Here is a 22182-nt window from a genome sequence, read left to right as displayed (position 1 = left end):
CGTCACCGACTGTTCCTTTCGGGTGCTGCAAAACGATTTGTCGGACGAGCCAGGCCGAGGCGCTCACGCACCGTCGCTCCGGTTCTGCTGTCCGTGGCCGGGAGTGTCTTCACTCCCGACGGAAGCGCGAGCGGCACGAGAGTGACCCCGTCCAGTCCCGCGGATTCGGCCGCTCCGAGAAGCAAGTTGAGCCCGGCGACGTCGCCCACGTACTGCAGCGATTGCGGCGTACGTACCCGACCTGCCCAGTTGTCGAGCTGCGCCAATTCTTCGGCCGCGGTCTCCGACACCAAGGTCTCGACGTCGAGTAGTACGAACACGTCCACCGGGTCGCGGCCCTCGGCCACGACGGCCCGTCGAACACGCGCCGCGAGGGCAGCTGCGCCCTCGATCGAGTCTGCAGCAATCCGCACGATGTCCGCTCTGGCGGCCGCTACCGCGGTGGATTCGGCGGAGTGGGCGCGCACTGCTACCAGTGGCTGTCCTTGAGGTGACCTCGGCGTGATGGACGGCCCTTTCACCGAGAAGTGCTCACCCTGAAAGTCGATGTAGTGCAACTTGTCTCGGTCGACGAACCGACCCGTCGCAGCGTCTCGAATCTCGGCGTCGTCCTCCCAGCTGTCCCACAGCCGAGCGACGACCTCGATGGCCTCGTCGGCCTCCTGCCACAGGCTCTCTTCGTCCTGCTCGCCCTTACGCCCGAACAGTGCTGCCTGCTCCGCGCCGCCGGACACCTCGACCTGCCAACCTGCGCGACCGTGTGAGGCGAAGTCCAGACTCGCGATCTGCTTGGAGATGTGGAACGGCTCGGTGTGGGTGACGGTGACCGTCGGGATCAAACCGATACGTTCGGTGAGCGCAGCAGCCCGGGCTGCCACGGCAACCGCCTCGAGGGTCCGGGAAGCGAAGGAGTCTGCGAGGAATACCAGATCGATCCCGGCCCGGTCGGCCGCGCGGAACTGATCGATCCAGAATGCCGCGGTGAACACTTCCTCGGCGCGAGAATCCTGTCGCCGCCACGCCTGTGGATGTGCGCCGGTTCCCCTCGGTTCGATTGCGGTGACGAAAAGCTTGTCAGACACCGGTACCCACTCTCTGTGTCGCTGTTCCTGGGATGGCCGCGAGCAACTCGCGGGTGTACTCCTGCTGGGGGTTGTCGAATATCGAAGCTGCGCTGCCGTATTCGACGATCACACCCGACTGCATCACAGCCACGGTGTCGCTGATCTGGCGCACCACGGCCAGGTCGTGCGAGATGAACAGATAGCTCAGACCGAACTCGGATTGCAGGTCGCCGAGCAGCGAGAGAATTTGCGCTTGCACCGAGACGTCCAGGGCCGATACGGGCTCGTCGAGCACCACCACCTCCGGTGCCAACGCCAGTGCCCGAGCGATTGCGACGCGTTGACGCTGACCGCCGGACAACTCGGCCGGGCGACGCGCCAGGTGGTCACTGCTCAGAGCCACTTGGTCGAGCAATTCCGCGGCACGCGCCGAGCGTTCTCGGGACGTCCCGATCTTGAACGCGTCCAGCGGTTCTCGCACGATCTCGCCGACGCGCAACTTCGGGTTCAGTGATGCGTACGGGTTCTGATAGACGATCTGGACTCGACGCCGCAGCTCCCGCCTCGCCGTGCCACGAAGGCCGGTGACATCGATTCCGTCGAACGTGACCGTGCCCGCGGAGGGTGTTTCCAGGCCGATCGCGATACGCGCCAGGGTGGACTTCCCCGAACCGGATTCGCCGACGACAGAGACGGTTCGACCCCGCTCGACCGTGATCGTGGCGTCTCGCACCGCATCCAGGTGAACGCCTCGTCCGATGGCGAAACGCTTCGACACCGACGAGACGGACAGAATTGGATCGCCCGCACCCGTCCTGGCCGGACGGAGCGTCGAGTTCAGAGACGGCGCGGCCGCGAGCAGCTTCTGTGTGTAGGGATGGGTGGGGTTCGCCAACACCTCTGCAGTCGGACCGGTTTCGACGATCTCACCACCACTCATGACGACCAGCCGGTCGGCGCGATCGGCCGCAACGCCCAGATCGTGCGTGATCAACAGAACTGCGGCACCCGTCTCGGTAATTCGGGCGTCCAGATGGTCGAGGATGCGTCGTTGCACGGTGACGTCCAGGGCGCTGGTCGGTTCGTCGGCGATCACCAGTTCGGGGCGGCACGCGAGAGCGATACCGATCAGTACCCGCTGCCGCTGCCCACCGGACAGGTCCTGCGGGTACTGGCGTGCCCGCACCTCGGGGTTGTCGAGGCCCGCGTCGGTGAGAATGCGGATCGCCTCGAGCTTCGCGGTACGCCGATCTGCCAACCCGTGCACACGCAGCACCTCGGCCACCTGGTCTCCGACGCGTACGACGGGGTTCAGTGAGGTGGTCGGATCCTGCGGGACGAGCCCGATATGCCGACCGCGCAAGCGATTCAGTGTGTTGTCCGACGCGGTGTCCAGGCGCCGGCCGTCGAAGGTCACCGAGCCACTTCGGATCCGACCGTTGCCGGCCAGCAAGCCGATGACCGCGTGGGCCGTGGTGGATTTTCCCGAACCGGATTCGCCTACGACGGCCAGTACCTCGCCGCGTTCGACGGTGAACGAAATTCCGCGCACGGCCGTCGTCGTGCCGTAGCCGACCGAGAGGTTGTCGACTTCGAGGATGGGGCTCATTCGGATCGCCTCTCGAGTGCGTGCCCGAGACGGTGCGCGGACAGCACGACTGCCACGATCACCAGGCCCGGTAAGGTGGCCATCCACCACGCGGTGGCGAGGAAGTTCCGACCCTCGGAGATCAGCGATCCCCACTCCGGTGTAGGCGGAACAGCGCCGAATCCCAGGAAGCTCAACGCCGAGACCGCCAGGACCGCCATACCGAATTCGACTGCTGCGAGGGCAATCACGGGACCGTACGAGTTGCGGAGGATGTGTCGGCGAAAGACGTCGAACCATCGCACACCCGAGGCGTACGCCGCCTCGACATACAGCGATCGACGCACACGCAACACCTCCGACCGCATGACCCGGGCGAAGTTGGCGATGAGGGTGACCCCCACGGCGATGGCGACGTTGACGGTTCCGAAGCCGAGCGCTGTGACCAGTGCCAGCGACAGCAACAGCGTCGGAATCGAGAGCAGCACATCGACGATGCGCATCAGCACGGCGTCGACGAGGCCCCCGACTGCCCCGGAGATCAGGCCGACGAGCGATCCGACGACCAGTGCGATCCCGACGGCGAGCAGTGTCGCGGTCAACGACAGACCGGAGCCGTGCACCACGCGGGTGAAGACGTCACGGCCGATGTTGTCGGTGCCGAACCAATGTGCCGTACTGGGGGCCTGGAGCTTGTCGGCGGGCATGCCCACCAACGGGTCTCCGCTCGCGAACACGGAGGGGAAGAGTGCGAATCCCAGCGCGAGCAGCAGCACGAGCGCGGACAAGGCAAGCCACACGTGCTTCAGGGCGTCCGTCAGAACCCGGCGACGCCGAGCTGTCGACGGCACCGGCTCTGCCTCGAGCAACGCCTCTGCCCGAACCTCGCGGTCACGAATCAGAATGTCAGACATGAGCTTTCTCCGGTTCCGCGACTGCGCGCGCAGGCTTGTACTCGCGCACGATGCGCGGGTCTATCAGCGGATACAGCAGGTCCACGGCCAGGTTCACCACAACGAACACCAGCGAGGTCAGCACCACGATGCCCTGTACCACCGGAATGTCCTGGGCCAATACCGAGGTCTGGGTCAGCCGTCCCACTCCAGCCCTCGAAAACACCGTCTCGACGACGACCGATCCGGCGAGCAGCGTCCCCACCAACACACCCGCGATCGTGAAAGCCGGGATGGACGACAGCCGCGCTATATGCCGCGTCTGCACCCGTAGCCGCGAAACGCCCTTGGCGCGAGCGACATCGACGAACGGCTGCTTCCAGGTAGTCGACATGCTGGTGGCCAACACCTGAGCGATGACCGCACCGGTCGGCAATGCCAACGTGACCGCAGGCAACACCAGTGCAGCCGCTCCGGCGTCACCGAAGGCCGGGAACCACCTCAACTGGAACGAGAACAGTTGCAACAACAGCAGTCCCACCCAGAAGGTCGGTACAGCCACCCCGAGCGGCGGGAGTGCGAACAACAGATTCTTGAGCCACGGCGTTCGGGTGTACGTCGCGGCGTACGCCAGTGCCGACCCGAACACGACTGCCAATACCAGTGCGGTGCCTGCGAGGCCGAGCGTGCTCGGCACGGCATCGAGGATCGCCGTCGTCACCGGCTGTCCGGTGGCGATGGACAATCCGAAATCGCCCTGCACAGCCCCAGACAGCGAATGCCAGTACTGCACCCACACCGGCTGGTCCAAACCGTAGCGGGCCTGCAATTCTGCGACGGCCGCCGCGTCGACCGGTGTGCCCGAACCGGCAGAGTCGACAGCGAGACTGACCGGGTCCGAGGGCAGCAGGAACAGCACGCCGAACGAGATGGTGAACGCGGCCCACAGCACTGCCACTGCCTGCAGTACGCGCTGCCCGAGGTACCGGATCATGCGCTCAGCCAGGTATCGAAGAACTGCAGTCGAGCGGAGGCCTCGAACTTCAGGTCCTGCACTTTCGACGCCGCGCCGACGGCCTGCGACAGCTCGATGGTGGGGATCCACAGTCCGTTGTCGAGCACCTGCTGCTGCGCGGTGGCGAGGATGTCGTTGCGCGCCGTTGCATCGGTGGTCGAGAGCTGATCGGTCAGCGATGCATCCAGATCGGGAATCAGGTTGCGCGCGTTCAGGTTACGTCCGTCGACGGCGAACGTGGTGCGCAGAATGTCGCCGTCGGCGCGGGTGCTGTTGTAGTACGTGGAGTCGTAGTCCTTGGTGCCCTGACGTGCTGTCGCCTCGGACGTCGAGACCAACTCGAGCTGCAGGTCGACGCCCACCGCACGTAGCTGCTGCTGCGTCAACTCCAGGATCGCCTGGTTGCCAGCGAACACTGCGGAGTACATGACCTCGAAACTCAGCCTCTGCCCGTCCTTTTCACGGATCCCGTCGGCACCGGGAACCCAGCCGGCGTCGTCGAGCAGCGATTTCGACTTCTCGGGATCGTAGGTGACATCGGCGAGTTCGACGTATCCTGGGGTGGCGCTGGCCAACGTGCTTGTCGCCGTGCGGAAGTCGGGTCCGAGGACGGTATCGACGAGTTCCTGACGGTTAATCGCCGGTACCAGGGCCTTCCGGACGGCGGGGTCTTGTAGCGCACCGCGAGTGACGTTGGGCTGAATGCCGAACGGGACTCCCGGGTTCGAGGTGGTCAGAATTCGGCCGCCGGTCGCTTCGATCTGCGGAGCGTCCTGCGGCAACGCGTCGCTGACGGCGTCGAGCTGATCGGAGGACAAGCTTCCTGTACGAACGCCCGACTCGGGCACGATGGTGAAATCGATGCGATCGAGATAGGCCTCGCCGGTATGACCGAATACCGCTGAACCCCAGTTGTATCCGCTTCGCTTGGCCAGAGTCACTGAACGGTCCTGCTGGTAATCCGCGTAGGTGAACGGTCCCGATCCGATATTGGTACCCAAGCACCGCGACTCGGCCGACTGCGCCGAGGTCGCGATGGATTGAATTCCGAGCTGAGGTGTCGAACTCGCCTGCAGGAACTGCGCATTCGGTGCTGCGAAGTCGATGCGCACCGTCGAGGGGTCGACCACCGTGGCGCTCTGATAACCGGTCAGATAGCTCGCCGCCAACGGTGCCTTCGCTGCGCCGAGGCCGATGATCGCGTCGAAATTCGCCTTCACCGCCGCCGCGTCGAGCACCGTGCCGTCACTGAAGGTGACGCCGTCCTTCAGCGTGAATGTGAAGGATTTCGCATCGGGACCCACGTCCCACCGCTCGGCCAGCCACGGTTCGATCTCACCGGTTTCGGGGTTCTGATCGGTGAGTGAATCGACGACCTGACGGGTGACGTAGATGGTCTGGTTGGTGCCGGACTGGGCAGGATCCGAGCAGGTCGGGGCCCCGGACAAGCCGTAACGCAGAGTTCCGCCGGGCTGGGCCGGACCGGCGTCGGCGGCCGTGGTGGCGGCACCACCGGCGCATCCGGCGAGGACTGTGGCCGTAGTGGCGATCAGGCCGGCCACCAGGAATGCAGGACGAGTGGACACGTAGGTGTCTCCGATATCTGGTCGATCGCGCGCACGATCCCGCATCCGAGCTGGGTGTGCCCAGGAAGGAGTGCGCGCAGATGATGAGGTGAGGTGTGAAGTACGAGTTGTGACGAAATGTCAGCTGCGACAGGTCGAACCGTTGAGGCGGCACAGATCGACATGGAGACGGCGGCAACCGTTGACGAAGCCTGCGGCAACTCGGGTGTTCACGTGCAATCCTCCATCGGTCCCGGCGGTAGCACCCTCACCCGACGAGCGGGGGGTTGCTGCGACGTCATAGAGCCAGGTCTCTCGGTCGCTCTGGATGGTCCTACAGTTTCCGATACTACGAGAGCATCGCCCCGGTTGCCAACCGGGGTAGGAAAACCCGCCGAAAACAGACGCGAGAAGCGCGGTCGGACCGACGCCTACCGTTCAGACGGCCAGCGCCAGTCCAGCGCTCCCACTCGCGCAAGATCTCGAATCATCATGCGACGCAAATTTGTTCAACTCTGGCGCATTCACGCGGTGCACCCAGTAGTCGATCGCTTCGCCGGCATGAGCGAATCGGACGAGGACGTCCATGCAGAGCCAAGTCGCGACCGAGAAGTCCTGTTCCGCACCGTCGAGACCGATCAGTGTCAATTCTTCTCCCACAGCAAGCAACGCGCGATCGATATCGGAACCGCCGGGGCCGAGCCACGCCAGTGCTCGTCCGAGTAGCGCCCAGTCTCCGGCGGTCACAGGCTCATCGGCCGATTGTCTGCACAGTTCCGCAGCCGCAGCGAGAGCATCCGCCACCGGCGCCGACACCGAACCGTGGAGCTCAGCGAGAATGCCGCGATCGGAGTCGACCAGATCGGCCATGTAGCGCCAGCGGGCAGGAAGCGCCGCGTCCTCTGGCCACAGGTCGGCGGTGCCGAACTGGAGACGGGTGATCATGTCCTTGGGCGAACTGCACGAAAGCGCGGAGCCACACGAGTCGTTCATGTCGATCATCCCCACTGGGTCAACACACAACATTGGTCACCGGCTCGACAGTCGCATTCGGAGATACCGTCGAGCAGTGGCTTTCGTCACCGATGCAAGCAACGCTGCTGTGGTCGTTACGTCCGCCTTGGGGGATATTGAACGCCGCCACCAGCATCTTCGCGACTCGTGGTTGTACAAAACCGACAACGTCACACTTTTGGTCCATATGTAATTGGCCGCATAGTGCCGTGCTCCGACTCCAGCTGGGCCGCAGCGACAGCCAAATGATGCGGGAACGTACGTTCGAATACTTGTCGGTGGGTCGCGGTAGATTCTGTTCATGCTTTCGGGGGACGGCGGATCAGGGGTGGACGGCATCGACACGGTGCCGCCAGCCCCTGACGTGTCCGACCCCGACTTGGCTGGGTTGGTCGACGCGGTGGAGTCGGCGGTCGCCGAGTTGGCGGGGCAGGCATCGGTGGCATGGTCGAACGCCGACCGACGTGCGGTGATCCAACGCATGGAAACTGTGTCGCGGTCCGTGACGGCGTACTCGCACACCTGGCTCAACGAGCTGATCGCACAACAAGGCCTCGATGTGTATCCGGGTTCGGTGCCGTGCTCGGTGGCATGGATGCTGCGAATCACCCCACGAGCGGCCGGTGCGCGGGTACGTCTGGCCGCGGAGTTGGGTGACCGCACCGCACTGTCCGGCGAACCGCTACCGCCTTTGTTGCCGCACACCGCTGCAGCGGTGCGGGCAGGGTTGCTCGATGCCAAGCACGTGCAGATGATCCGCGAATTCTTCAAGCATCTGCCGGCGACTGTGGATCCGCAGACACGCGATCGCGCCGAGCAGCAGTTGGTGGGTCTCGCCTCGACGAGGCGGCCCGACGACTTCGCTCCGTTGGTGGCGCACCTGGACTCGATCCTCAGCCCCGACGGCGACTTCGACGAGAACGAAGACGAAGACAAGAACGCGAAGCCGAGGCCACGGAAACGGGATGCGTTCTTCTACCTCGGTGAGCAGGGGTCCGACGGAATGTCCGAAGGGAAGTTCTGCGTCGACTCCGAACTGCGGGCCTACCTCGAAGCCCTGTTCTCGAAAGCCGCGAAACCAGGAGTCAACAATCCTGCCGACCCGACGTCGGTCGTCCACGACGATGAAGCTGACAGCAAGTCCACTGCAGAGCAGCCCGAGCCGACGTCCGAGCCGTCGTCCGGTGATGCCGGGTCGAGCGATGCAGGCCTGTGGGATGGGACGACCCGCAACGGGGACAGTGACTGCAGTGACGACGACTGCGGTGACGAGGACTGCTGCGAAGGCGACTGCGGCGAGTGCGACGGTGACGACTGTGGTTGCGGCACAGGGTCCAACGGCACAGCTGCAGCCAAGGACGCAGCGGCACCCAACGACACCAACGACGGTGCCGGCTCCGACAGCGCTGCTGAACCCGGCGGCCAAGCCGACGCCGACGCATCGGACACCGCTGCTCGCGACGCTGCCGCCGCACGGGATCGACGCACCCAGAACGAACGCCGCCACGACGCCCTGAAAATGGCGCTCCGGCACACCCTCGCCTCCGGCACCCTCGGCACCCACCGCGGCCTACCCGTCACCGCCATCGTCACCATGAGTTTGAAAGACCTCGACGCCGGCTGCGGATACGCCATGACCGCCACCGGATCCCGAGTCTCGATCCGCGACGCCATCCGCATGGCCTCGCACGCCCACCACTACCTCACCATCTTCGACGACAACGGCAGAGCCCTCTACCTCGGCCGATCCAAACGCATCGCCTCCGCCGACCAACGCATCGTCCTCATCGCCCGCGACCGCGGCTGCAGCTTCCCCTCCTGCACCCGCCCCGCAACCTGGTGCCAAGCCCACCACCTCGACGACTGGGTCGAGGGCGGACCCACCGACATCGACTCCCTCACCTTCGCCTGCGACATGCACCACGCACACGTCGGCACCGGACCCGGAAAGTGGGCCACCACCAAAACCACAGCAGGACACCGCTATCCGGGCCGCACCCTGTGGCACCCACCCACCGGGATGGACCCCACACGCCGTGGGCTGATCAACCACGCACACCACCCAGAAGAAGTCCTCTACCCACCCGACCACCACAACGACAACACCCGCGACACCGGCGACGAAGAACCACGACAACCCGCCTGACGACCCACACCACCACCACGGCACAGCTCTGCCTGTCGCACCACCCGGCCATCGACACAGCCCTGCCTCCGGCAGGACTGCAACGCAGATACCGAATCCCCATTGCGTCGACCCACAGTTGCGCTCGACACGACCAGGGGGTTCCATCGATACAACCATCACAGGAGGAGTACGAGCGCATAGCGTACGACGAGCTTCTTGCGGACCGCATCCGCGACGCTCTCTCGGGCCAGGAGAGTCTGCGTGAGCAGAAGATGTTCGGCGGTCTGGCGTTCATGGTGCGAGACAGAATGGTGGTGTGTGTCGGCACCGAAAACCGTGCCTTGCTTGTTCGTGTGGACGGGGTACGCGAACCCGAATACCTCCAGCTCGATGGGGCCCACCATGCCGCCATGGGCAAGGGGCGGTCGATGGGTGAAGGCTGGATTACCGTCGATGCAGAAGCGCTGACAAGCGAACAGGCACTGCAGTTCTGGGTCGGTGCAGCTCTGGAACACCACGCCGACACGTAGGGCTGACAAACATTGCTCGGCGATACCGCACCCCACCCGGGCCGTAGTCGGGCATCACTGAACCGGGCTCATTCGAGACTCTTCTCGAAGGGGTGCGATCCGACTGTTCTGGACGGCAGACTTCGGTCGTAGAGCGGGGTGTATCCAGCTGCCAGGTACAGCGCAACGGCCTCGGGCTGATTCCAGCCAGTCGTCAGGTAGACCCTGCGATATCCGCGATCACGTGCGCTGCGTTCCAGCTCGGCCACGACGAGTCTGCCGAATCCCCTGCCGCGGTGCTCTTTCGATGTCCAAATACGTTTCAGCTCTGCGGTTTCCGAGTCGTATTTCCGGTACGCACCTCCGGCAACAGGAACGCCATCGGCCAAGGCAATTACCAACACACCACCCGGCGGTGCGAACTCCCGGGCGGGATAGGACTTCAGTTCCTCGTATTGGACACCGGGGCTCCGGCCGTATCGGGACGAATATTCGATCGCCAGTTCTTGCAGCAGGGGCATCGCCAGCCGATCGTGCTGATCGACCTCGACGAAGTCCACGCGTCCTGGACCCGTGTCACCAGTGCGAATGTTGACATCGAACGTCGCGCTCATGTGCTTCCTGTCTCGATTAACTGTCGACCAGATCAGCTTCCCGGCCGACGTCAACTCTGCTCAGTTGTCTAACCTTCCTTGCGGGGTAGCCCGGGCGGGTTGATGACGGACTCGGTCACTGCCTCGGACTGCAGGCCCCAACGATCGATCACCTTCTGATAGCTGCCGTCCTCGATGGCGTGGTTCACTGCGTCCTGCACGGCGTCGATGAGCCCATTGTCCTTCTTGGTCAGTACTGCTATTTCACCCTGCAGCGCATCTCCGGCACCCGAGAACGTGCCGATGATCTTGGTTTCACCACCGGTTGCCGCGTGATAAACCGCGGACGGATTGGGTCCCAGGTACCCGTCGATACGGCCTGACCCGAGCGCCAGGTAGTAATCGGAGGTGTTCTGGTAATAAGCGATCTCGGCTGGAGCCAGACCCTCGGCTACGTTCTGCTCGTTCCAGTCGACCAGCAACTGCTCTTGGTTGGTACCGGAGCCGACACCGATCTTCTTGCCTGCGATGTCCTGACGCTTCTCGACTGTCCAATCGGTGTCCTTCTGCGCCTCGAAAGCGAGGTTGTCCAGTCGATAGGTCGCGAAGTCGTACTTGTCCTTGCGCTCCTCGGTGACGGTGACATTGGAGATGAACACGTCGTTCTCGCCGGAGTCGATCTTCACGAAGTTCTGCGACCAATCTGCGACCTGAAGATCGACGTCGAGACCGAGAATGTCGGCGATCAGGTACGAGAAGTCCACCTCGGACCCCACGATGGTGGTGTCGTCGGTCGCGTAGAAACGCAGCGGTGGCGCGGTACCGCCCGCCCCGGTGACGATCAGCGTGCCGCGATCACGAATCGCTTGCGGCACTTCGGCTGCGATGTCGTCGACCTTCTCGGCGCGAACGCGGTCGGCCTGCTCGGGTGAAAGATCGAACGATCCGCCGTCCTCGGTGACGACCCGAGATTCGGCAGTGGGCTCGCTGCATGCTGTCGCAGTGAGTGCCAGGACAGCGAATGCCGACGCTACTACCGCGAGCCTACGAGATGATCCGGACATGACTTTCCCCGTTCGTGGGTGCAGGTGAAGCATGAGTGAGAACTAGAGAACGTGAGCGAGGAACGACTTGGTGCGTTCCTCCTGGGGTGAATCGAGAAGCTCTGCAGGAGAGCCTTGTTCGACGATGACGCCGCCATCCATGAAGACGACGGTGTCGGCGATCTCGCGGGCGAACCCGACCTCGTGCGTGACGATCACCAGGGTGGCACCATCGCGTGCCAGGCCGCGGATGACCTCGAGAACCTCTCCCACCAATTCGGGGTCGAGCGCTGACGTCGGCTCGTCGAACAGAATGACTGTGGGACGCAGGGCAAGTGCACGCGCGATGGCGACCCGCTGCTGTTGTCCGCCGGAGAGTCGTCGCGGATAATCATGGGCTTTCGCGTGCACCCCGACTCGTTCGAGGAGAGCCAGCGCCTCGGGTTCGACGTCGGAACGCGTGCGCTTCTGCGCAGAGATCGGGGCTTCGATGACATTCTTGAGGACCGTCAGGTGAGGAAACAGATTGAAGTTCTGAAACACGAAACCGATCTGGGAACGCTGCCGCAGAATCTCCTTGTTGCTGAGTTCGTGCAGTTTGTTGCCTTTGCGCCGATATCCCACCAGATCACCGTCGATCCGGACGGTGCCCTGATCCACCTTCTCCAGATGGTTCAGAGCGCGCAGCAGGGTCGACTTGCCCGAACCCGAGGGGCCGATAATCGCGGTCACCTCACCGGGACGTACGAGGAGGTCGACGCCTTTGAGCACCTCGAGCCCGCCGTAGGACTTGTGGACGCCGCGCACCTCGACCGCGTATCTCGTTGCGGCAGTGGATGTGGAGGCATCGAGAGTGGTCATCGGGTTGCCCCTCTCGGCGCGAAGGTGACGTTGGAGAGCTTGTGGCGAATCTGCTGGATCGGCGTCAGCGGAATGTTGCGTACCGCGCCCTTGGCGTAGTGCCGCTCGACGTAGAACTGCACGATCGACAGTACCGACGTCAGAATGATGTACCAGACGGTCGCGACCATGAGCAGCGGAACCACGCGCCCGTTGCGTCCGTATATGACTTGCACCTGATAGAACAATTCGGCAATGGCCATCACCGACACGATCGACGTGCCTTTGAACAGACTGATCACCTCGTTGGCCGCGTTGGGGAGAATCCCTCGCATCGCCTGCGGCAGAACGATCTTGAAGAACTCCCGCCTTTTCGGAATACCCAGCGCTGCTGCAGCTTCGAGTTGCCCCTGGTCCACGGAGATGATGCCGGCCCGAACGATCTCGGCGGAGTAGGCCGCTTGGTGCAGGGCCAGGCCGATGATGGCCGCCGTCGATCCACTGATGACGCTGTTGACGTCGAATTGAAAGAAGCTGGGACCGAACGGAATTCCCAAAGACAGAGTCTGGTACAGGTACGCAATATTGAACCAGAACAGAAGCTGCACGATCAACGGGATGGAACGGAAGGCCCAGATGTAGAACCAGGAAATAACCTGCAGCACAGGATTGTCGGACAGCCGGGCCACCGCCAGGCCGATACCGATGGCGAAACCGATCAGCGTTCCCCAGAAGGTGAGCTGGATGGTCAACCACAGCGCCGACATCACCGATGCTGCAGTGAAGTACTGCGCGAAGGTGCCCCAATCCCAGCCGGGGTTGGTGACGAAGCCGTGCAGGAACTGACCGACCACTATCAGCGTTGCGACCGCGATCACCCAGCGCCACGGGTGCCACGTGCGTGCAACGACGAGCTGTTCGTCGGGAATGTCGTCCGTCGTATCCACAACCGGACGAGAGTCGAGTTGAGTCACCGGAACCGCCGGGCCGGATGGGCAGCGATCATCGCTGGGTTGCCTTTCGAAGATTTCGTGCTGTGAGTACGCCGATGGTCAAGCGTGCGTACAGATGCAGATGTTCATCGGTCGTGCCTCCATCGGTCCTGGCGGTAGCACCCACACGCCGTAAGGCGGGGTTGCTGCGACGTCATCGAGCCAAGGTCTCTCGGTCGCTCTGGATGGTGACAGGAACGTACAGAACAATCTATCGAAGCGTCAAGTGCACGTGCGCATTCGGTTACAATCACGATGATTTCAACCCTTGCCACCGGCGCAACCGCCCCCGGGTTGGATCTGTAGAGGGTCGACGAACTCCACCACCCTCGTGCGAGAATTCGACCCATGCACGTGTGGAAAGCCAGGATCGGTGACGATGGCTTTCGAAGGACGCCGCGCTATCGGCAGCTGAACGCAGCGAGTGTCGTCTTTCTCGGTTCGCTGGTCGTGATCGGCACATTCCAGGCAGTCGACACGTCCGATTCGATACGTCTGGCCACTCACAGCGCCATCCAAGTGGCGATCGCAGCCGCAATTCTTTACGCGCTCAGGCGAACTGACCGAAAGCCGACGTGGCTCCTTCCCCGTACGACGCTGATTCTGTTCGGTCTCGGCAGTCTCGTGTGTGTCGTCGCAGGCGACTATCTCCCTGCTGTGATCGCCGCGATCCAGGCTGTGATCCTTCCGCTGTTCATGCTGGACGACTGAGTGAACGCCCTCTATCGGTACACCCCCGACGTGTCCTGAACCCGCGACCTCGAATCACCCTGATTCCAACCCTTGCCTCGCGCCCGCGACGCGGCGAGAGTTCCTGGCGAATGGCCTTGTGCGGGAGCAGTCTCGCGCAGCGTCGACGAAAGGAATGGGTCGCCACGATGCCGAACGAATCTGCCCCACCGAAGAACACCGCAATTGCAATGATCGAACGCAGGATTTCCTCGTCTGCCGCCGAATCCTGGGACTGGCAGCTCGACGCACTGTGCCGGGGTCAGGACTCGGAGATCTTCTTCTCCCCCTCGGGTGAGGGGCGAACGGCGCGTCGCCAACGCGAGGATCGCGCCAAGCAGGTGTGCGCAGGCTGCGGAGTGCTCGACGCCTGCAAGCGGTTCGCGTTGGCGGCCAACGAACCGTTCGGAGTGTGGGGCGGCATGACGGCCCGCGAACGGCTGGTGCATCGGGCCAACTCGCGACGCGACCACGAGCGGCGGGCAAGTTAGGCCGCGACCAGAAGATGGTCCGCAGGTCGCCGGATGGTCCACAATGGAGGGGTGACCGATATCGAGAAGCCCCTGCCGTGGACGTACCTGATGGACATGGACGGAGTTCTGGTCCACGAGGATCACCTGATCCCCGGTGCCGACACGTTCCTCGCCGAGCTGCAGGCCAACGAGATCCCGTTCATCGTGTTGACGAACAACTCGATCCGCACCCCACGTGACCTGCGCGCACGTCTCGCATTCACCGGCTTGGACATTCCGGAGAAGTCGATCTGGACCTCGGCTCTCGCCACCGCCACCTTCCTCGGCAATCAGCGGCCCGGCGGCAGTGCGTATGTCGTCGGCGAGTCCGGTCTGACCACCGCGCTGCACGACATCGGTTACACCCTCACCGACTCCAGCCCCGACTACGTGGTGCTCGGGGAGACCCGAACGTACTCGTTCGAGGCCATCACCACCGCCATTCGTCTCGTCGAGAAGGGTTCGCGCTTCATCGCCACCAACCCCGACGCGACCGGTCCGTCGCGCGAGGGTTCGCTGCCCGCGACCGGTTCGGTCGCCGCACTCATCACCAAGGCCACCGGCAAAGAGCCGTACTACGTGGGCAAGCCCAACGCGTTGATGATGCGTTCGGCTCTACGCGCCATCGGCGGGCACTCCGAGAACACTCTGATGATCGGCGACAGGATGGACACCGACGTGCTGTCCGGCCTGGAAGCGGGATTGCAGACCATTCTGGTGTTGACCGGTATTTCGACCGTACAGTCCGTCGAGCAGTACCCGTACCGTCCGACGAAAGTGCTCGATTCCGTCGCAGACCTGGTGGGCCGCACACAGAACCCGTTCTGATGAAGCTCCGATTCGTTCTGTCTCGGCAGGATCATCACGTCGTCGGCTTGGGAGTGCAGCAACAGTTTCCGGACGTCGCCGACGCAGTCGCGGCGGTACAGCAAGGCCGAAACGTCGTCGGGGTATTGCCTTTCGACATGTCCGACGCCACCGCGCTGATCGAGCCGGCGGAGTTCTACCGACGCGCCGGTGCGTGGGCGGTACCGGACGCACAGCCGCCACTTCCGTCCGTCACCGTCGAACGCCAGATCCCCGAGCCGGACGTGCACGTCGAACGGGTACGCGAGGTCGTGCGGCGTGTGAAAGCCGGTGTCGCCGAGAAGATCGTGCTCGCACGAGCGATCGAACTGGCCGCCGAGTCGCCCATCGATCCGTCAGCGGTGTTGAGCGCGTTGGTGACTCGCGATCCGATGGGAAACGGATTTCTCGCGGACCTCTCGCCCACAGACGTGCCCGGTAGACATCTCGTCGGCGCAAGCCCCGAACTGCTGGTGCGCAAACGCGGCAACGTCGTCAGCTGCCATCCCTTCGCCGGGACGGCCGCGCGATCCACCGACCCCGACGAGGACGCGCGTATCTCGGCGGCACTGGCGGCCAGCGCGAAAGACCAGGCCGAGCATCGCTTCGTCGTCGACGAGATCAAGGCAGCACTGGCACCGTTCTGCGAAACACTGGACGTACCCGCGACACCTCAGCTGAGCAGCACTCCGCAGCTGTGGCACCTGTCCACGCCGATCGTCGGTACGTTGGCCGACCCGTCGACGTCGGCCCTCGACCTCGCACTGGCGCTGCATCCCACCGCTGCCGTCGCCGGTGTTCCCCGCGCCGCCGCCATGCGAGCGATCACCGAGATCGAGGGATCCCGCGGCTTCTATGCCGGGGCGCTCGGATGGACCGACGGCAGCGGGGACGGTGAATGGATGGTCGCGATCCGGTGCATCGAACTCACCGCGGACGGCCTGTCCGGTACCGCCACAGCCGGCGGCGGCATCGTCGCCGACTCGGACCCCGACGCCGAGCTGGACGAAACCACGGCAAAGTTCAGAACGGTACTCAGCGTCTTCGAGAACTGACCCAGCTACTTCAACGCCTGGTCCAGATCCCCGATCAGGTCCTCGGTGTCTTCGAGACCGATGGAGATCCGCACGACGCCATCGGTGATGCCCACTGCGGCACGACCTTCCGGCCCCATCGCGCGGTGTGTGGTGGTGGCCGGGTGGGTGATGAGCGTCTTGGAATCGCCGAGGTTGTTCGAGATGTCCACGATCTTCAGGCCGTCGAGCAACTCGAAAGCACGCTGCTTGCCTGCGCCCTCGGGGGCATCGAGCTCGAACGTGACGACCGTGCCGCCGCCCGACATCTGCGACGTCGCCAGCTCGTACTGCGGATGTGATGGCAGGAACGGGTATTTGACCCACCGCACCGCCGAATGCCCTTCGAGGAATTCGGCGATCTGCAGCGCGGAGTTCACCGAATGCCGCACACGCACCGGCATTGTCTCGAGCCCCTTGAGCAAGGTCCAGGCGTTGAACGGGCTCAGGGCAGGTCCGGTGTGCCGCATCAACGTCTGTACCGGACCGTCGATGTACTCCTTCGATCCCAGGATCGCGCCGCCGAGCACCCGGCCCTGACCGTCGATGTGCTTGGTACCGGAATACACCACCACGTCGGCACCGAGTTCGAGACTGCGCTGCAGCAGAGGCGTCGCGAACACGTTGTCCAACACCACCGTTGCGCCGGCGGCGTGCGCCATCTCGGACACCCGCCTGACATCGACGAGCGACTGCATCGGATTGGACGGGGTCTCGAAGAACACCGCGGTCGTCGGCACCGACAGCGCCTGCTCCCACTGCTCGAGGTCCTCGCCGTCGACGAAGACGGTCTCGACGCCCCAGCGCGGCAGAATCTCGTTGCACACCACGAAGCAGGAACCGAAAAGGCTACGCGCAGCGACCAATCGATCGCCGGCCTTCAACAGTGCGCCGAGCGCGGTGAACACTGCCGACATTCCACTCGACGTGCCGAAGCACGCCTCGGCACCCTCGATCAGCCGCAACCGCTCCTCGAACATCTTGACCGTCGGGTTGCCGTAGCGCGAGTACACGAAATGATCGATGTCACCGGTGAACGCCCGCTCGGCGGCACCGGCACTCTCGTAGACGAAACCCGAGGTGAGATACAGCGCTTCGGCGTTTTCATCGAAGCCCGATCGCATCAGACCGCCGCGAACTCCCAGCGTTCCCTGACCCACACCGTCGGGTAGCGGCTTCTGAAAACCCCCGCCTCTGGGAATGTTCGTCACGACTGCCTCCAGGGCAACCCGACCGCACGCCACCCCACGGCACCGCGGTGGCCGTCAGCATCGGTGGCACCTTCGAAACCGTCGAGCACGTTGTAGGACGGGCCGATTCCCGCAGCCGTGGCGGCCTCGGCCGCACCGATGGATCGCTGACCGGAGCGGCACAGGAACACCACCGGCCGATCGCCGTCCACGCCTGCGGCTTTCAGCTCGTCGACGAAGCCGGTGTTGCGAGCGCCGTCGGGGTAGCTCACCCACTCGATCAGGTGGGTCGGGCGATCGATGCCGGAGGTGTCGGGTACGCCGACGTACTGCCACTCGGCGTGCGTGCGGACGTCGACGAGAACGGCATCGGGGTTGCTCTGCAACAACTCCCACGCCGCCTGCGGGGTTATGTCACCTGCGTAGGTCACTGGATCAGCCTTCCGTCACTTGCTGTTACGACACACATACCGAGATCAGACATTGCACACCAACCAGGTGTCGTTCACCCGCACGAACTTCCATTTGTCGTCGGTCTGCGCTCCGGATTTCTCTTCCTTCAGCGGTACCGTGACGACGCCGCGGTCGCCGTTGACCTCGTACCCCGTGGGCACTCCGTCGATCGACGTCTCGCCGTTGCGTTCCACGTCGCCTGCGCGGTCGGTGCGGTACTGGGCGTCGTCGCCGGGAATCAGGCGCTCGACCTGATCGGCGCACGTGTTCGCACGCAGCAGATCCGCGTCACCGGTGTTCTGTGCTTCGAGGAAACCGTCGACGGCGTCGGTGAGCAACTGCGCCTGTGTCACGTTGTCCTCCGCGGGGGCGAACTTGGACGCCGCGAAGATGCCGACGAGCAGCACGACGACGATGCCCGCAGCGATGATGAACGGCCACGCGGTGGGCGGACGCTGCTCACCGGAGTCGGCGGCCGCTTTGGATGCGTTGTTGCGCGCTTCCTCACGACTGTCGACCCACTGCTGCCTACGTTCACTCCACGACGCCATGTAGGCAATCTTCCTCGATCCGACGGGTCTGCGTTCAGCTGGGTCCTGGAGTGTGTGGGTCCTCGTAGTGAGTGGGTCCTTCAGCGAGTGGGCCCGACGGGGATGTCGCCCTTCAACGTGATGCGGTGCATCTTGCGGTGCTCGGTGCCGTAATCGCGGTTGGCGTAGTGCGAGGTGCTGCGGTTGTCCCACAGCACCAGATCACCCAGACGCCAACGGTGGCGCACGATGTGCTCGGGCTTGGTGAGGTGCGCGTACAGCAGATCCAGGATTCCGCGGCTCTCCGCCTCCGAGACGCCCACGATGTGGGCGGTGAAACCCGGATTGACGAACAGCCCCTTGCGGCCGGTTTCCGGATGCACCCGCACGACGGGATGTTCGACGGGGACCAGCGCGGTCACTTCCTTGCCGTCCCACACGTTGCCCTTACCGCCGCGCTTCTGCGCGAGGTAGTAGCCGAACTCACGGTTACCGTCGTGAATTGCGGTGAGCCCGTCGATCATTGGGCGAACCGGCGCGGACAGGGACTCGTAGGCGAGTTGACTGTCGGCCCAGTTGGTGTCGCCGCCGTGCGGAGGCAGTACGACGGGCCGCAGGATAGACCCCATCGGTGGGCGCTCCATGAATGTCACGTCGGTGTGCCACACGTCGGCGAAACCGTTGTCCTGGCTGTCGAGGGCATAGACCTCGGGGGCGACGTGACCACTGTCGTGCACGGGGTGCCCGGCGGTGAGGTCACCGAGTCGGCGGCCGAACTCGATGTGGCCTGCGTCGTCGATCGACTGACCTCGGAGCACGAGAACCTTGTGCTCGACGAGAGCTCGGCGGACGGCGTGGATCTGCGCATCGGAGGCCGACGCGACATCGAGACCGATGACTTCGGCACCGAACGACGGGCCGAGCTTGTCGAGAGTGAGCGAAACTGTCTGTTCCAGAGTGGTCATGTGTCCTCGAATCCGAGAGACAGCGGTGCGCCTACTGGTCGCGGCACGGCCGTCGAGGGAGGGATCCCGTCCCGACGACGTCGGGGAACAGGGATTGGGCGTCGGGTCAGGTCACCGACAACACATGTTGGTGCAGGTGCGACAGAAGTCGACGGTGAACCGTCGGACCAGGTATGTCGTCTGCACGGGTCAATTCCTACCGGAACCCGGGGAATACGGCAAGTTGCCCACTGCCCCAGCTCAGGTTGTCCTTAATTTATGCTGGGGTGTCCGCACTTCCCTCGAAGAAGGTAGCTCGCTGCACATGACTGATCAGACTCGTCCACTCCGCGTCGCCATCGTCGGTGCCGGACCGGCAGGCATCTACGCCGCCGACGCGCTCATGAAGTCCGACCACAATGTCAGCGGACCGGGCGTGAGCATCGACCTCTTCGAGCGGATGCCGGCCCCGTTCGGGCTCATTCGCTACGGCGTTGCCCCTGACCACCCACGCATCAAGGGCATCATCACCGCCCTGCACAAGGTGCTCGACAAGCCTCAGGTTCGCCTGCTCGGCAACATCGACTACGGCACCGACATCAACCTCGACGACCTGCGTCGCTTCTACGACGCCGTCATCTTCTCCACCGGAGCCAACGCGGACCGCGCACTGAACATCCCCGGCATCGACCTCGACGGCAGCTACGGTGCCGCCGACTTCGTCTCCTGGTACGACGGCCACCCCGACGTCCCCCGCACCTGGCCCCTCGAGGCCGAGAAGGTCGCCGTCCTCGGCGTCGGCAACGTCGCCCTCGACGTCGCACGCGTTCTCGCCAAGACCGGCGACGAACTGCTCCCCACCGAAATCCCCGCCAACGTCTACGAAGGCCTCAAGGCCAACAAGGCACTCGAGGTGCACGTCTTCGGACGTCGCGGCCCGGCTCAGGCCAAGTTCACCCCGCTCGAACTGCGCGAGCTCGACCACTCGCCCAACATCGAGGTCATCGTCGCCCCCGAGGACATCGACTACGACGAAGGCTCCGAGCAGGCTCGCCGCAGCTCCAAGCAGATCGACATGGTCGCCAACACCCTGCAGGACTGGGCCATTCGCGACGTCGGCGCTCGCCCGCACAAGCTGTTCCTGCACTTCTTCGAGTCCCCGCACGAGGTACTCGGCGAGGACGGCAAGGTCGTCGGTCTGCGTACCGAACGCACCGAACTCGACGGCACCGGCAACGTCCGCGGCACCGGAAAGTACAACGACTGGGACGTCCAGGCCGTCTACCGCGCCGTGGGCTACCTCAGCCAGAACATCAGCCAGCTCCCGTTCGACGAGCAGGCAGGCACCATCCCCAACGAGGCCGGACGCGTCGTCGAATCGCCGCACTCCACCACGCCCGTTCCCGCCACGTACGTCACCGGCTGGATCAAGCGCGGACCCGTCGGCCTCATCGGTCACACCAAGGGCGACGCCAACGAAACAGTCGCGAACCTGCTCGAGGATGCGCCGAGCTTCGCCGGTGCGGCCGAGCCGGACCTCGAGGCCGTCACCTCGTTCCTCGAAGGCAAGCAGGTTCCGTTCACCACCTGGGACGGCTGGTACCGCCTCGACGCCCACGAACGCTCCCTCGGCGAAGAAGAAGGCCGCGAGCGCGTCAAGGTCGTCGAGCGTGAGGACATGCTGAAGGCCTCCGAGCCTGACAAGGCCTAGAGCGGCTGGCGCCGCATGTGAGTGGAAACGCGTAGCAGGCTACGAGTTTCCACTCACATGCGCGAAGCGCTCTACACCCGAACCGCCAGCAGCTTTCCCTCGGTTTCGATCTTGCGTTGATGCTCGTTGAAATCGGGTGCAGCGCACACGAACAGCGTGCGGCCGTCGGATCCGCCGAGTCCGCACGCGAACACTCCGAGATCGAAGTCGAGCTGCTCGAGAACCTCTCCGCCCGGCGCGACGTGCAACACGCGCTGACCGAGTGCGTCGGCGATCCACATCGTGCCGTCGGTGTCGATGCAGCAGCCGTCGGCAGCCACCTTCACCTCACTCATGGCCGTTGCCATGTCCGTCGACGACGGCAGTTCACCGAACGTCGCCCAATCACGCCGCTCCCCCAGTGATCCGTCCTCGGCGATGTCGAAGGCACTGACCCGGTTCCCGACCGTCTCGTCGACGAGCAGTTCACCGGAATCGGTGAACGCCATTCCGTTGGGGAAGTACAGGTCCGAGGCCACGACGTGCGCGGACCCGTCCGGGTCGACGCGAATCAGATCTGCCGTCTCGACGGGCGCGAAGTTCATCAGATCGAACCCGAAATTGCCGATGTACGCGCGCCCCTGCGCGTCGACGAGCATGTCGTTGAGGTTCGCCTTCACGTACGTCGACAGATCGGCATGGACGGTCAGCGAACCATCGTGCTCGCGTAGTAGCAGTTTGTAATCGCGCATCGAGACGATCAACAGCCGGCCGTCGGGTAACCAGCCCAGGCCCGACGGCTGATTGGGCACCTCGGCCTCGACTCGCACATCGGAACCGTCCTCGAGGGCGGATACGACGCGATGACTGTAGAAGTCCGATACCCAGATCCTCCCGTCGTGCCAGCGTGGACATTCGAAATACGTGTATCCGTCGAGAACGACGGTGGTCTCCGGTTTCATATTTCGCAT

At 64.1% G+C, this 22182-nt stretch carries 22 protein-coding genes and 2 riboswitches; of the genes, 7 read left to right on the top strand and 15 right to left on the bottom strand.

The window, feature by feature from the left end:
* Positions 1-2: 2 nt before the first annotated feature.
* From RFA01S_RS05185 to RFA01S_RS05160, 6 genes are all read right to left on the bottom strand, one after another.
* Entirely contained in the window at positions 3-1082 is a 1080-nt protein-coding gene (locus RFA01S_RS05185) for an LLM class flavin-dependent oxidoreductase (RefSeq protein ID WP_032406532.1), read from the bottom strand.
* Positions 1075-2673 carry a dipeptide ABC transporter ATP-binding protein gene (locus RFA01S_RS05180; RefSeq protein ID WP_032406533.1) on the bottom strand — a complete coding sequence of 533 codons (1599 nt, stop codon included), beginning with the start codon at positions 2671-2673 and terminating at the stop codon, positions 1075-1077. The genes RFA01S_RS05185 and RFA01S_RS05180 overlap by 8 nt, the downstream gene beginning before the upstream one ends.
* Positions 2670-3566 (bottom strand): ABC transporter permease, encoded by an 897-nt coding sequence (locus tag RFA01S_RS05175; protein WP_032406534.1) that lies wholly within the window; start codon positions 3564-3566, stop codon positions 2670-2672. Before RFA01S_RS05175 ends, RFA01S_RS05180 begins: the two co-directional genes overlap by 4 nt.
* Positions 3559-4539, bottom strand: a complete 981-nt coding sequence (locus RFA01S_RS05170) for an ABC transporter permease (protein ID WP_032391251.1) — start codon at positions 4537-4539, stop codon at positions 3559-3561. The genes RFA01S_RS05175 and RFA01S_RS05170 overlap by 8 nt, the downstream gene beginning before the upstream one ends.
* Positions 4536-6146, bottom strand: a complete 1611-nt coding sequence (locus RFA01S_RS05165; RefSeq protein WP_032406535.1) for an ABC transporter substrate-binding protein — start codon at positions 6144-6146, stop codon at positions 4536-4538. The genes RFA01S_RS05170 and RFA01S_RS05165 overlap by 4 nt, the downstream gene beginning before the upstream one ends.
* 220 nt (positions 6147-6366) lie before the next feature.
* Positions 6367-6460: riboswitch (SAM riboswitch) on the bottom strand.
* A 103-nt stretch (positions 6461-6563) separates the two neighbouring features.
* Positions 6564-7070, bottom strand: a complete 507-nt coding sequence (locus RFA01S_RS05160) for a hypothetical protein (RefSeq protein ID WP_139278376.1) — start codon at positions 7068-7070, stop codon at positions 6564-6566.
* 370 nt (positions 7071-7440) lie between these two features.
* Here RFA01S_RS05160 and RFA01S_RS05155 point away from each other — a divergent pair, with 370 nt between their 5' ends.
* Both RFA01S_RS05155 and RFA01S_RS28085 read left to right on the top strand, forming a co-directional pair.
* Entirely contained in the window at positions 7441-9285 is a 1845-nt protein-coding gene (locus tag RFA01S_RS05155) for an HNH endonuclease signature motif containing protein (RefSeq protein ID WP_072692003.1), read from the top strand.
* A complete protein-coding gene (locus tag RFA01S_RS28085) occupies positions 9282-9797 on the top strand; it encodes a TfoX/Sxy family protein (protein ID WP_255283969.1) in 516 nt (171 codons plus the stop codon). Before RFA01S_RS05155 ends, RFA01S_RS28085 begins: the two co-directional genes overlap by 4 nt.
* A gap of 68 nt (positions 9798-9865) precedes the next feature.
* Here RFA01S_RS28085 and RFA01S_RS05145 read toward each other — a convergent pair whose 3' ends face one another.
* The 4 genes from RFA01S_RS05145 to RFA01S_RS05130 form a co-directional block, all read right to left on the bottom strand.
* On the bottom strand, positions 9866-10390 hold the full coding sequence (locus RFA01S_RS05145) for a GNAT family N-acetyltransferase (RefSeq protein ID WP_052060518.1): 525 nt from the start codon (positions 10388-10390) through the stop codon (positions 9866-9868).
* 68 nt (positions 10391-10458) lie between these two features.
* Positions 10459-11433 (bottom strand): ABC transporter substrate-binding protein, encoded by a 975-nt coding sequence (locus tag RFA01S_RS05140; RefSeq protein WP_032406536.1) that lies wholly within the window; start codon positions 11431-11433, stop codon positions 10459-10461.
* 42 nt (positions 11434-11475) lie between these two features.
* A complete protein-coding gene (locus tag RFA01S_RS05135; RefSeq protein ID WP_032406537.1) occupies positions 11476-12273 on the bottom strand; it encodes an amino acid ABC transporter ATP-binding protein in 798 nt (265 codons plus the stop codon).
* Positions 12270-13199 carry an amino acid ABC transporter permease gene (locus RFA01S_RS05130; protein ID WP_238325060.1) on the bottom strand — a complete coding sequence of 310 codons (930 nt, stop codon included), beginning with the start codon at positions 13197-13199 and terminating at the stop codon, positions 12270-12272. Before RFA01S_RS05130 ends, RFA01S_RS05135 begins: the two co-directional genes overlap by 4 nt.
* 143 nt (positions 13200-13342) lie before the next feature.
* Positions 13343-13436, bottom strand: a riboswitch (SAM riboswitch).
* A 156-nt stretch (positions 13437-13592) separates the two neighbouring features.
* On the opposite strand from RFA01S_RS05130, the gene RFA01S_RS05125 reads away from it, so the two are divergent.
* The 4 genes from RFA01S_RS05125 (at position 13593) to RFA01S_RS05110 (ending at position 16386) form a co-directional block, all read left to right on the top strand.
* The gene (locus RFA01S_RS05125; RefSeq protein ID WP_032406539.1) at positions 13593-13955 is read left to right on the top strand and encodes a hypothetical protein; all 363 of its coding nucleotides are present in this window, start codon (positions 13593-13595) and stop codon (positions 13953-13955) included.
* Between the two features lie 167 nt (positions 13956-14122).
* Entirely contained in the window at positions 14123-14464 is a 342-nt protein-coding gene (locus tag RFA01S_RS05120) for a WhiB family transcriptional regulator (protein ID WP_371829088.1), read from the top strand.
* A 90-nt stretch (positions 14465-14554) separates the two neighbouring features.
* Positions 14555-15313 (top strand): HAD-IIA family hydrolase, encoded by a 759-nt coding sequence (locus RFA01S_RS05115; RefSeq protein WP_068053998.1) that lies wholly within the window; start codon positions 14555-14557, stop codon positions 15311-15313.
* The gene (locus tag RFA01S_RS05110; RefSeq protein ID WP_032406540.1) at positions 15313-16386 is read left to right on the top strand and encodes an isochorismate synthase; all 1074 of its coding nucleotides are present in this window, start codon (positions 15313-15315) and stop codon (positions 16384-16386) included. Before RFA01S_RS05115 ends, RFA01S_RS05110 begins: the two co-directional genes overlap by 1 nt.
* 5 nt (positions 16387-16391) lie before the next feature.
* On the opposite strand, the gene RFA01S_RS05105 is transcribed toward RFA01S_RS05110, so the two are convergent.
* The 4 genes from RFA01S_RS05105 to RFA01S_RS05090 all read right to left on the bottom strand — a co-directional run bounded on the left by RFA01S_RS05105 (position 16392) and on the right by RFA01S_RS05090 (position 19542).
* The gene (locus RFA01S_RS05105) at positions 16392-17615 is read right to left on the bottom strand and encodes an O-succinylhomoserine sulfhydrylase (protein ID WP_032364984.1); all 1224 of its coding nucleotides are present in this window, start codon (positions 17613-17615) and stop codon (positions 16392-16394) included.
* Positions 17612-18025, bottom strand: a complete 414-nt coding sequence (locus tag RFA01S_RS05100) for a rhodanese-like domain-containing protein (RefSeq protein WP_032371475.1) — start codon at positions 18023-18025, stop codon at positions 17612-17614. The genes RFA01S_RS05105 and RFA01S_RS05100 overlap by 4 nt, the downstream gene beginning before the upstream one ends.
* Before the next feature lie 45 nt (positions 18026-18070).
* A complete protein-coding gene (locus RFA01S_RS05095) occupies positions 18071-18598 on the bottom strand; it encodes an Rv0361 family membrane protein (RefSeq protein WP_032371476.1) in 528 nt (175 codons plus the stop codon).
* 80 nt (positions 18599-18678) lie between these two features.
* Positions 18679-19542: a TauD/TfdA dioxygenase family protein gene (locus RFA01S_RS05090; RefSeq protein ID WP_032406541.1), complete on the bottom strand. Its 864-nt coding sequence runs from the start codon at positions 19540-19542 to the stop codon at positions 18679-18681.
* 304 nt (positions 19543-19846) lie between these two features.
* On the opposite strand from RFA01S_RS05090, the gene RFA01S_RS05085 reads away from it, so the two are divergent.
* Positions 19847-21232 (top strand): FAD-dependent oxidoreductase, encoded by a 1386-nt coding sequence (locus RFA01S_RS05085; protein WP_032371478.1) that lies wholly within the window; start codon positions 19847-19849, stop codon positions 21230-21232.
* Positions 21233-21303: 71 nt separating this feature from the next.
* Here RFA01S_RS05085 and RFA01S_RS05080 read toward each other — a convergent pair whose 3' ends face one another.
* Positions 21304-22173: an SMP-30/gluconolactonase/LRE family protein gene (locus RFA01S_RS05080; protein WP_027494282.1), complete on the bottom strand. Its 870-nt coding sequence runs from the start codon at positions 22171-22173 to the stop codon at positions 21304-21306.
* Positions 22174-22182: the final 9 nt, after the last annotated feature.

This window comes from Rhodococcoides fascians NBRC 12155 = LMG 3623, assembly GCF_001894785.1.
In the GTDB taxonomy this organism is placed as follows: Bacteria; Actinomycetota; Actinomycetes; order Mycobacteriales; family Mycobacteriaceae; genus Rhodococcoides; species Rhodococcoides fascians.
This window is presented reverse-complemented; position numbering and strand designations above follow the sequence as displayed.

What these genes read in the sequence shown, in the direction of transcription:
- RFA01S_RS05110 (WP_032406540.1), top strand. Translation starts at nt 15,313, where the DNA reads ATGAAGCTCCGATTCGTTCTGTCTCGGCAGGATCATCACGTCGTCGGC.
- RFA01S_RS05120 (WP_371829088.1), top strand. Translation starts at nt 14,123, where the DNA reads ATGCCGAACGAATCTGCCCCACCGAAGAACACCGCAATTGCAATGATC.
- RFA01S_RS05135 (WP_032406537.1), bottom strand. Translation starts at nt 12,273, where the DNA reads ATGACCACTCTCGATGCCTCCACATCCACTGCCGCAACGAGATACGCG.
- RFA01S_RS05175 (WP_032406534.1), bottom strand. Translation starts at nt 3,566, where the DNA reads ATGTCTGACATTCTGATTCGTGACCGCGAGGTTCGGGCAGAGGCGTTG.
- RFA01S_RS05115 (WP_068053998.1), top strand. Translation starts at nt 14,555, where the DNA reads ATGGACATGGACGGAGTTCTGGTCCACGAGGATCACCTGATCCCCGGT.
- RFA01S_RS05095 (WP_032371476.1), bottom strand. Translation starts at nt 18,598, where the DNA reads ATGGCGTCGTGGAGTGAACGTAGGCAGCAGTGGGTCGACAGTCGTGAG.
- RFA01S_RS05080 (WP_027494282.1), bottom strand. Translation starts at nt 22,173, where the DNA reads ATGAAACCGGAGACCACCGTCGTTCTCGACGGATACACGTATTTCGAA.
- RFA01S_RS05155 (WP_072692003.1), top strand. Translation starts at nt 7,441, where the DNA reads ATGCTTTCGGGGGACGGCGGATCAGGGGTGGACGGCATCGACACGGTG.
- RFA01S_RS05090 (WP_032406541.1), bottom strand. Translation starts at nt 19,542, where the DNA reads ATGACCACTCTGGAACAGACAGTTTCGCTCACTCTCGACAAGCTCGGC.
- RFA01S_RS05125 (WP_032406539.1), top strand. Translation starts at nt 13,593, where the DNA reads ATGCACGTGTGGAAAGCCAGGATCGGTGACGATGGCTTTCGAAGGACG.
- RFA01S_RS05140 (WP_032406536.1), bottom strand. Translation starts at nt 11,433, where the DNA reads ATGTCCGGATCATCTCGTAGGCTCGCGGTAGTAGCGTCGGCATTCGCT.
- RFA01S_RS05180 (WP_032406533.1), bottom strand. Translation starts at nt 2,673, where the DNA reads ATGAGCCCCATCCTCGAAGTCGACAACCTCTCGGTCGGCTACGGCACG.
- RFA01S_RS05170 (WP_032391251.1), bottom strand. Translation starts at nt 4,539, where the DNA reads ATGATCCGGTACCTCGGGCAGCGCGTACTGCAGGCAGTGGCAGTGCTG.
- RFA01S_RS05145 (WP_052060518.1), bottom strand. Translation starts at nt 10,390, where the DNA reads ATGAGCGCGACGTTCGATGTCAACATTCGCACTGGTGACACGGGTCCA.
- RFA01S_RS05160 (WP_139278376.1), bottom strand. Translation starts at nt 7,070, where the DNA reads ATGATCACCCGTCTCCAGTTCGGCACCGCCGACCTGTGGCCAGAGGAC.
- RFA01S_RS05085 (WP_032371478.1), top strand. Translation starts at nt 19,847, where the DNA reads ATGACTGATCAGACTCGTCCACTCCGCGTCGCCATCGTCGGTGCCGGA.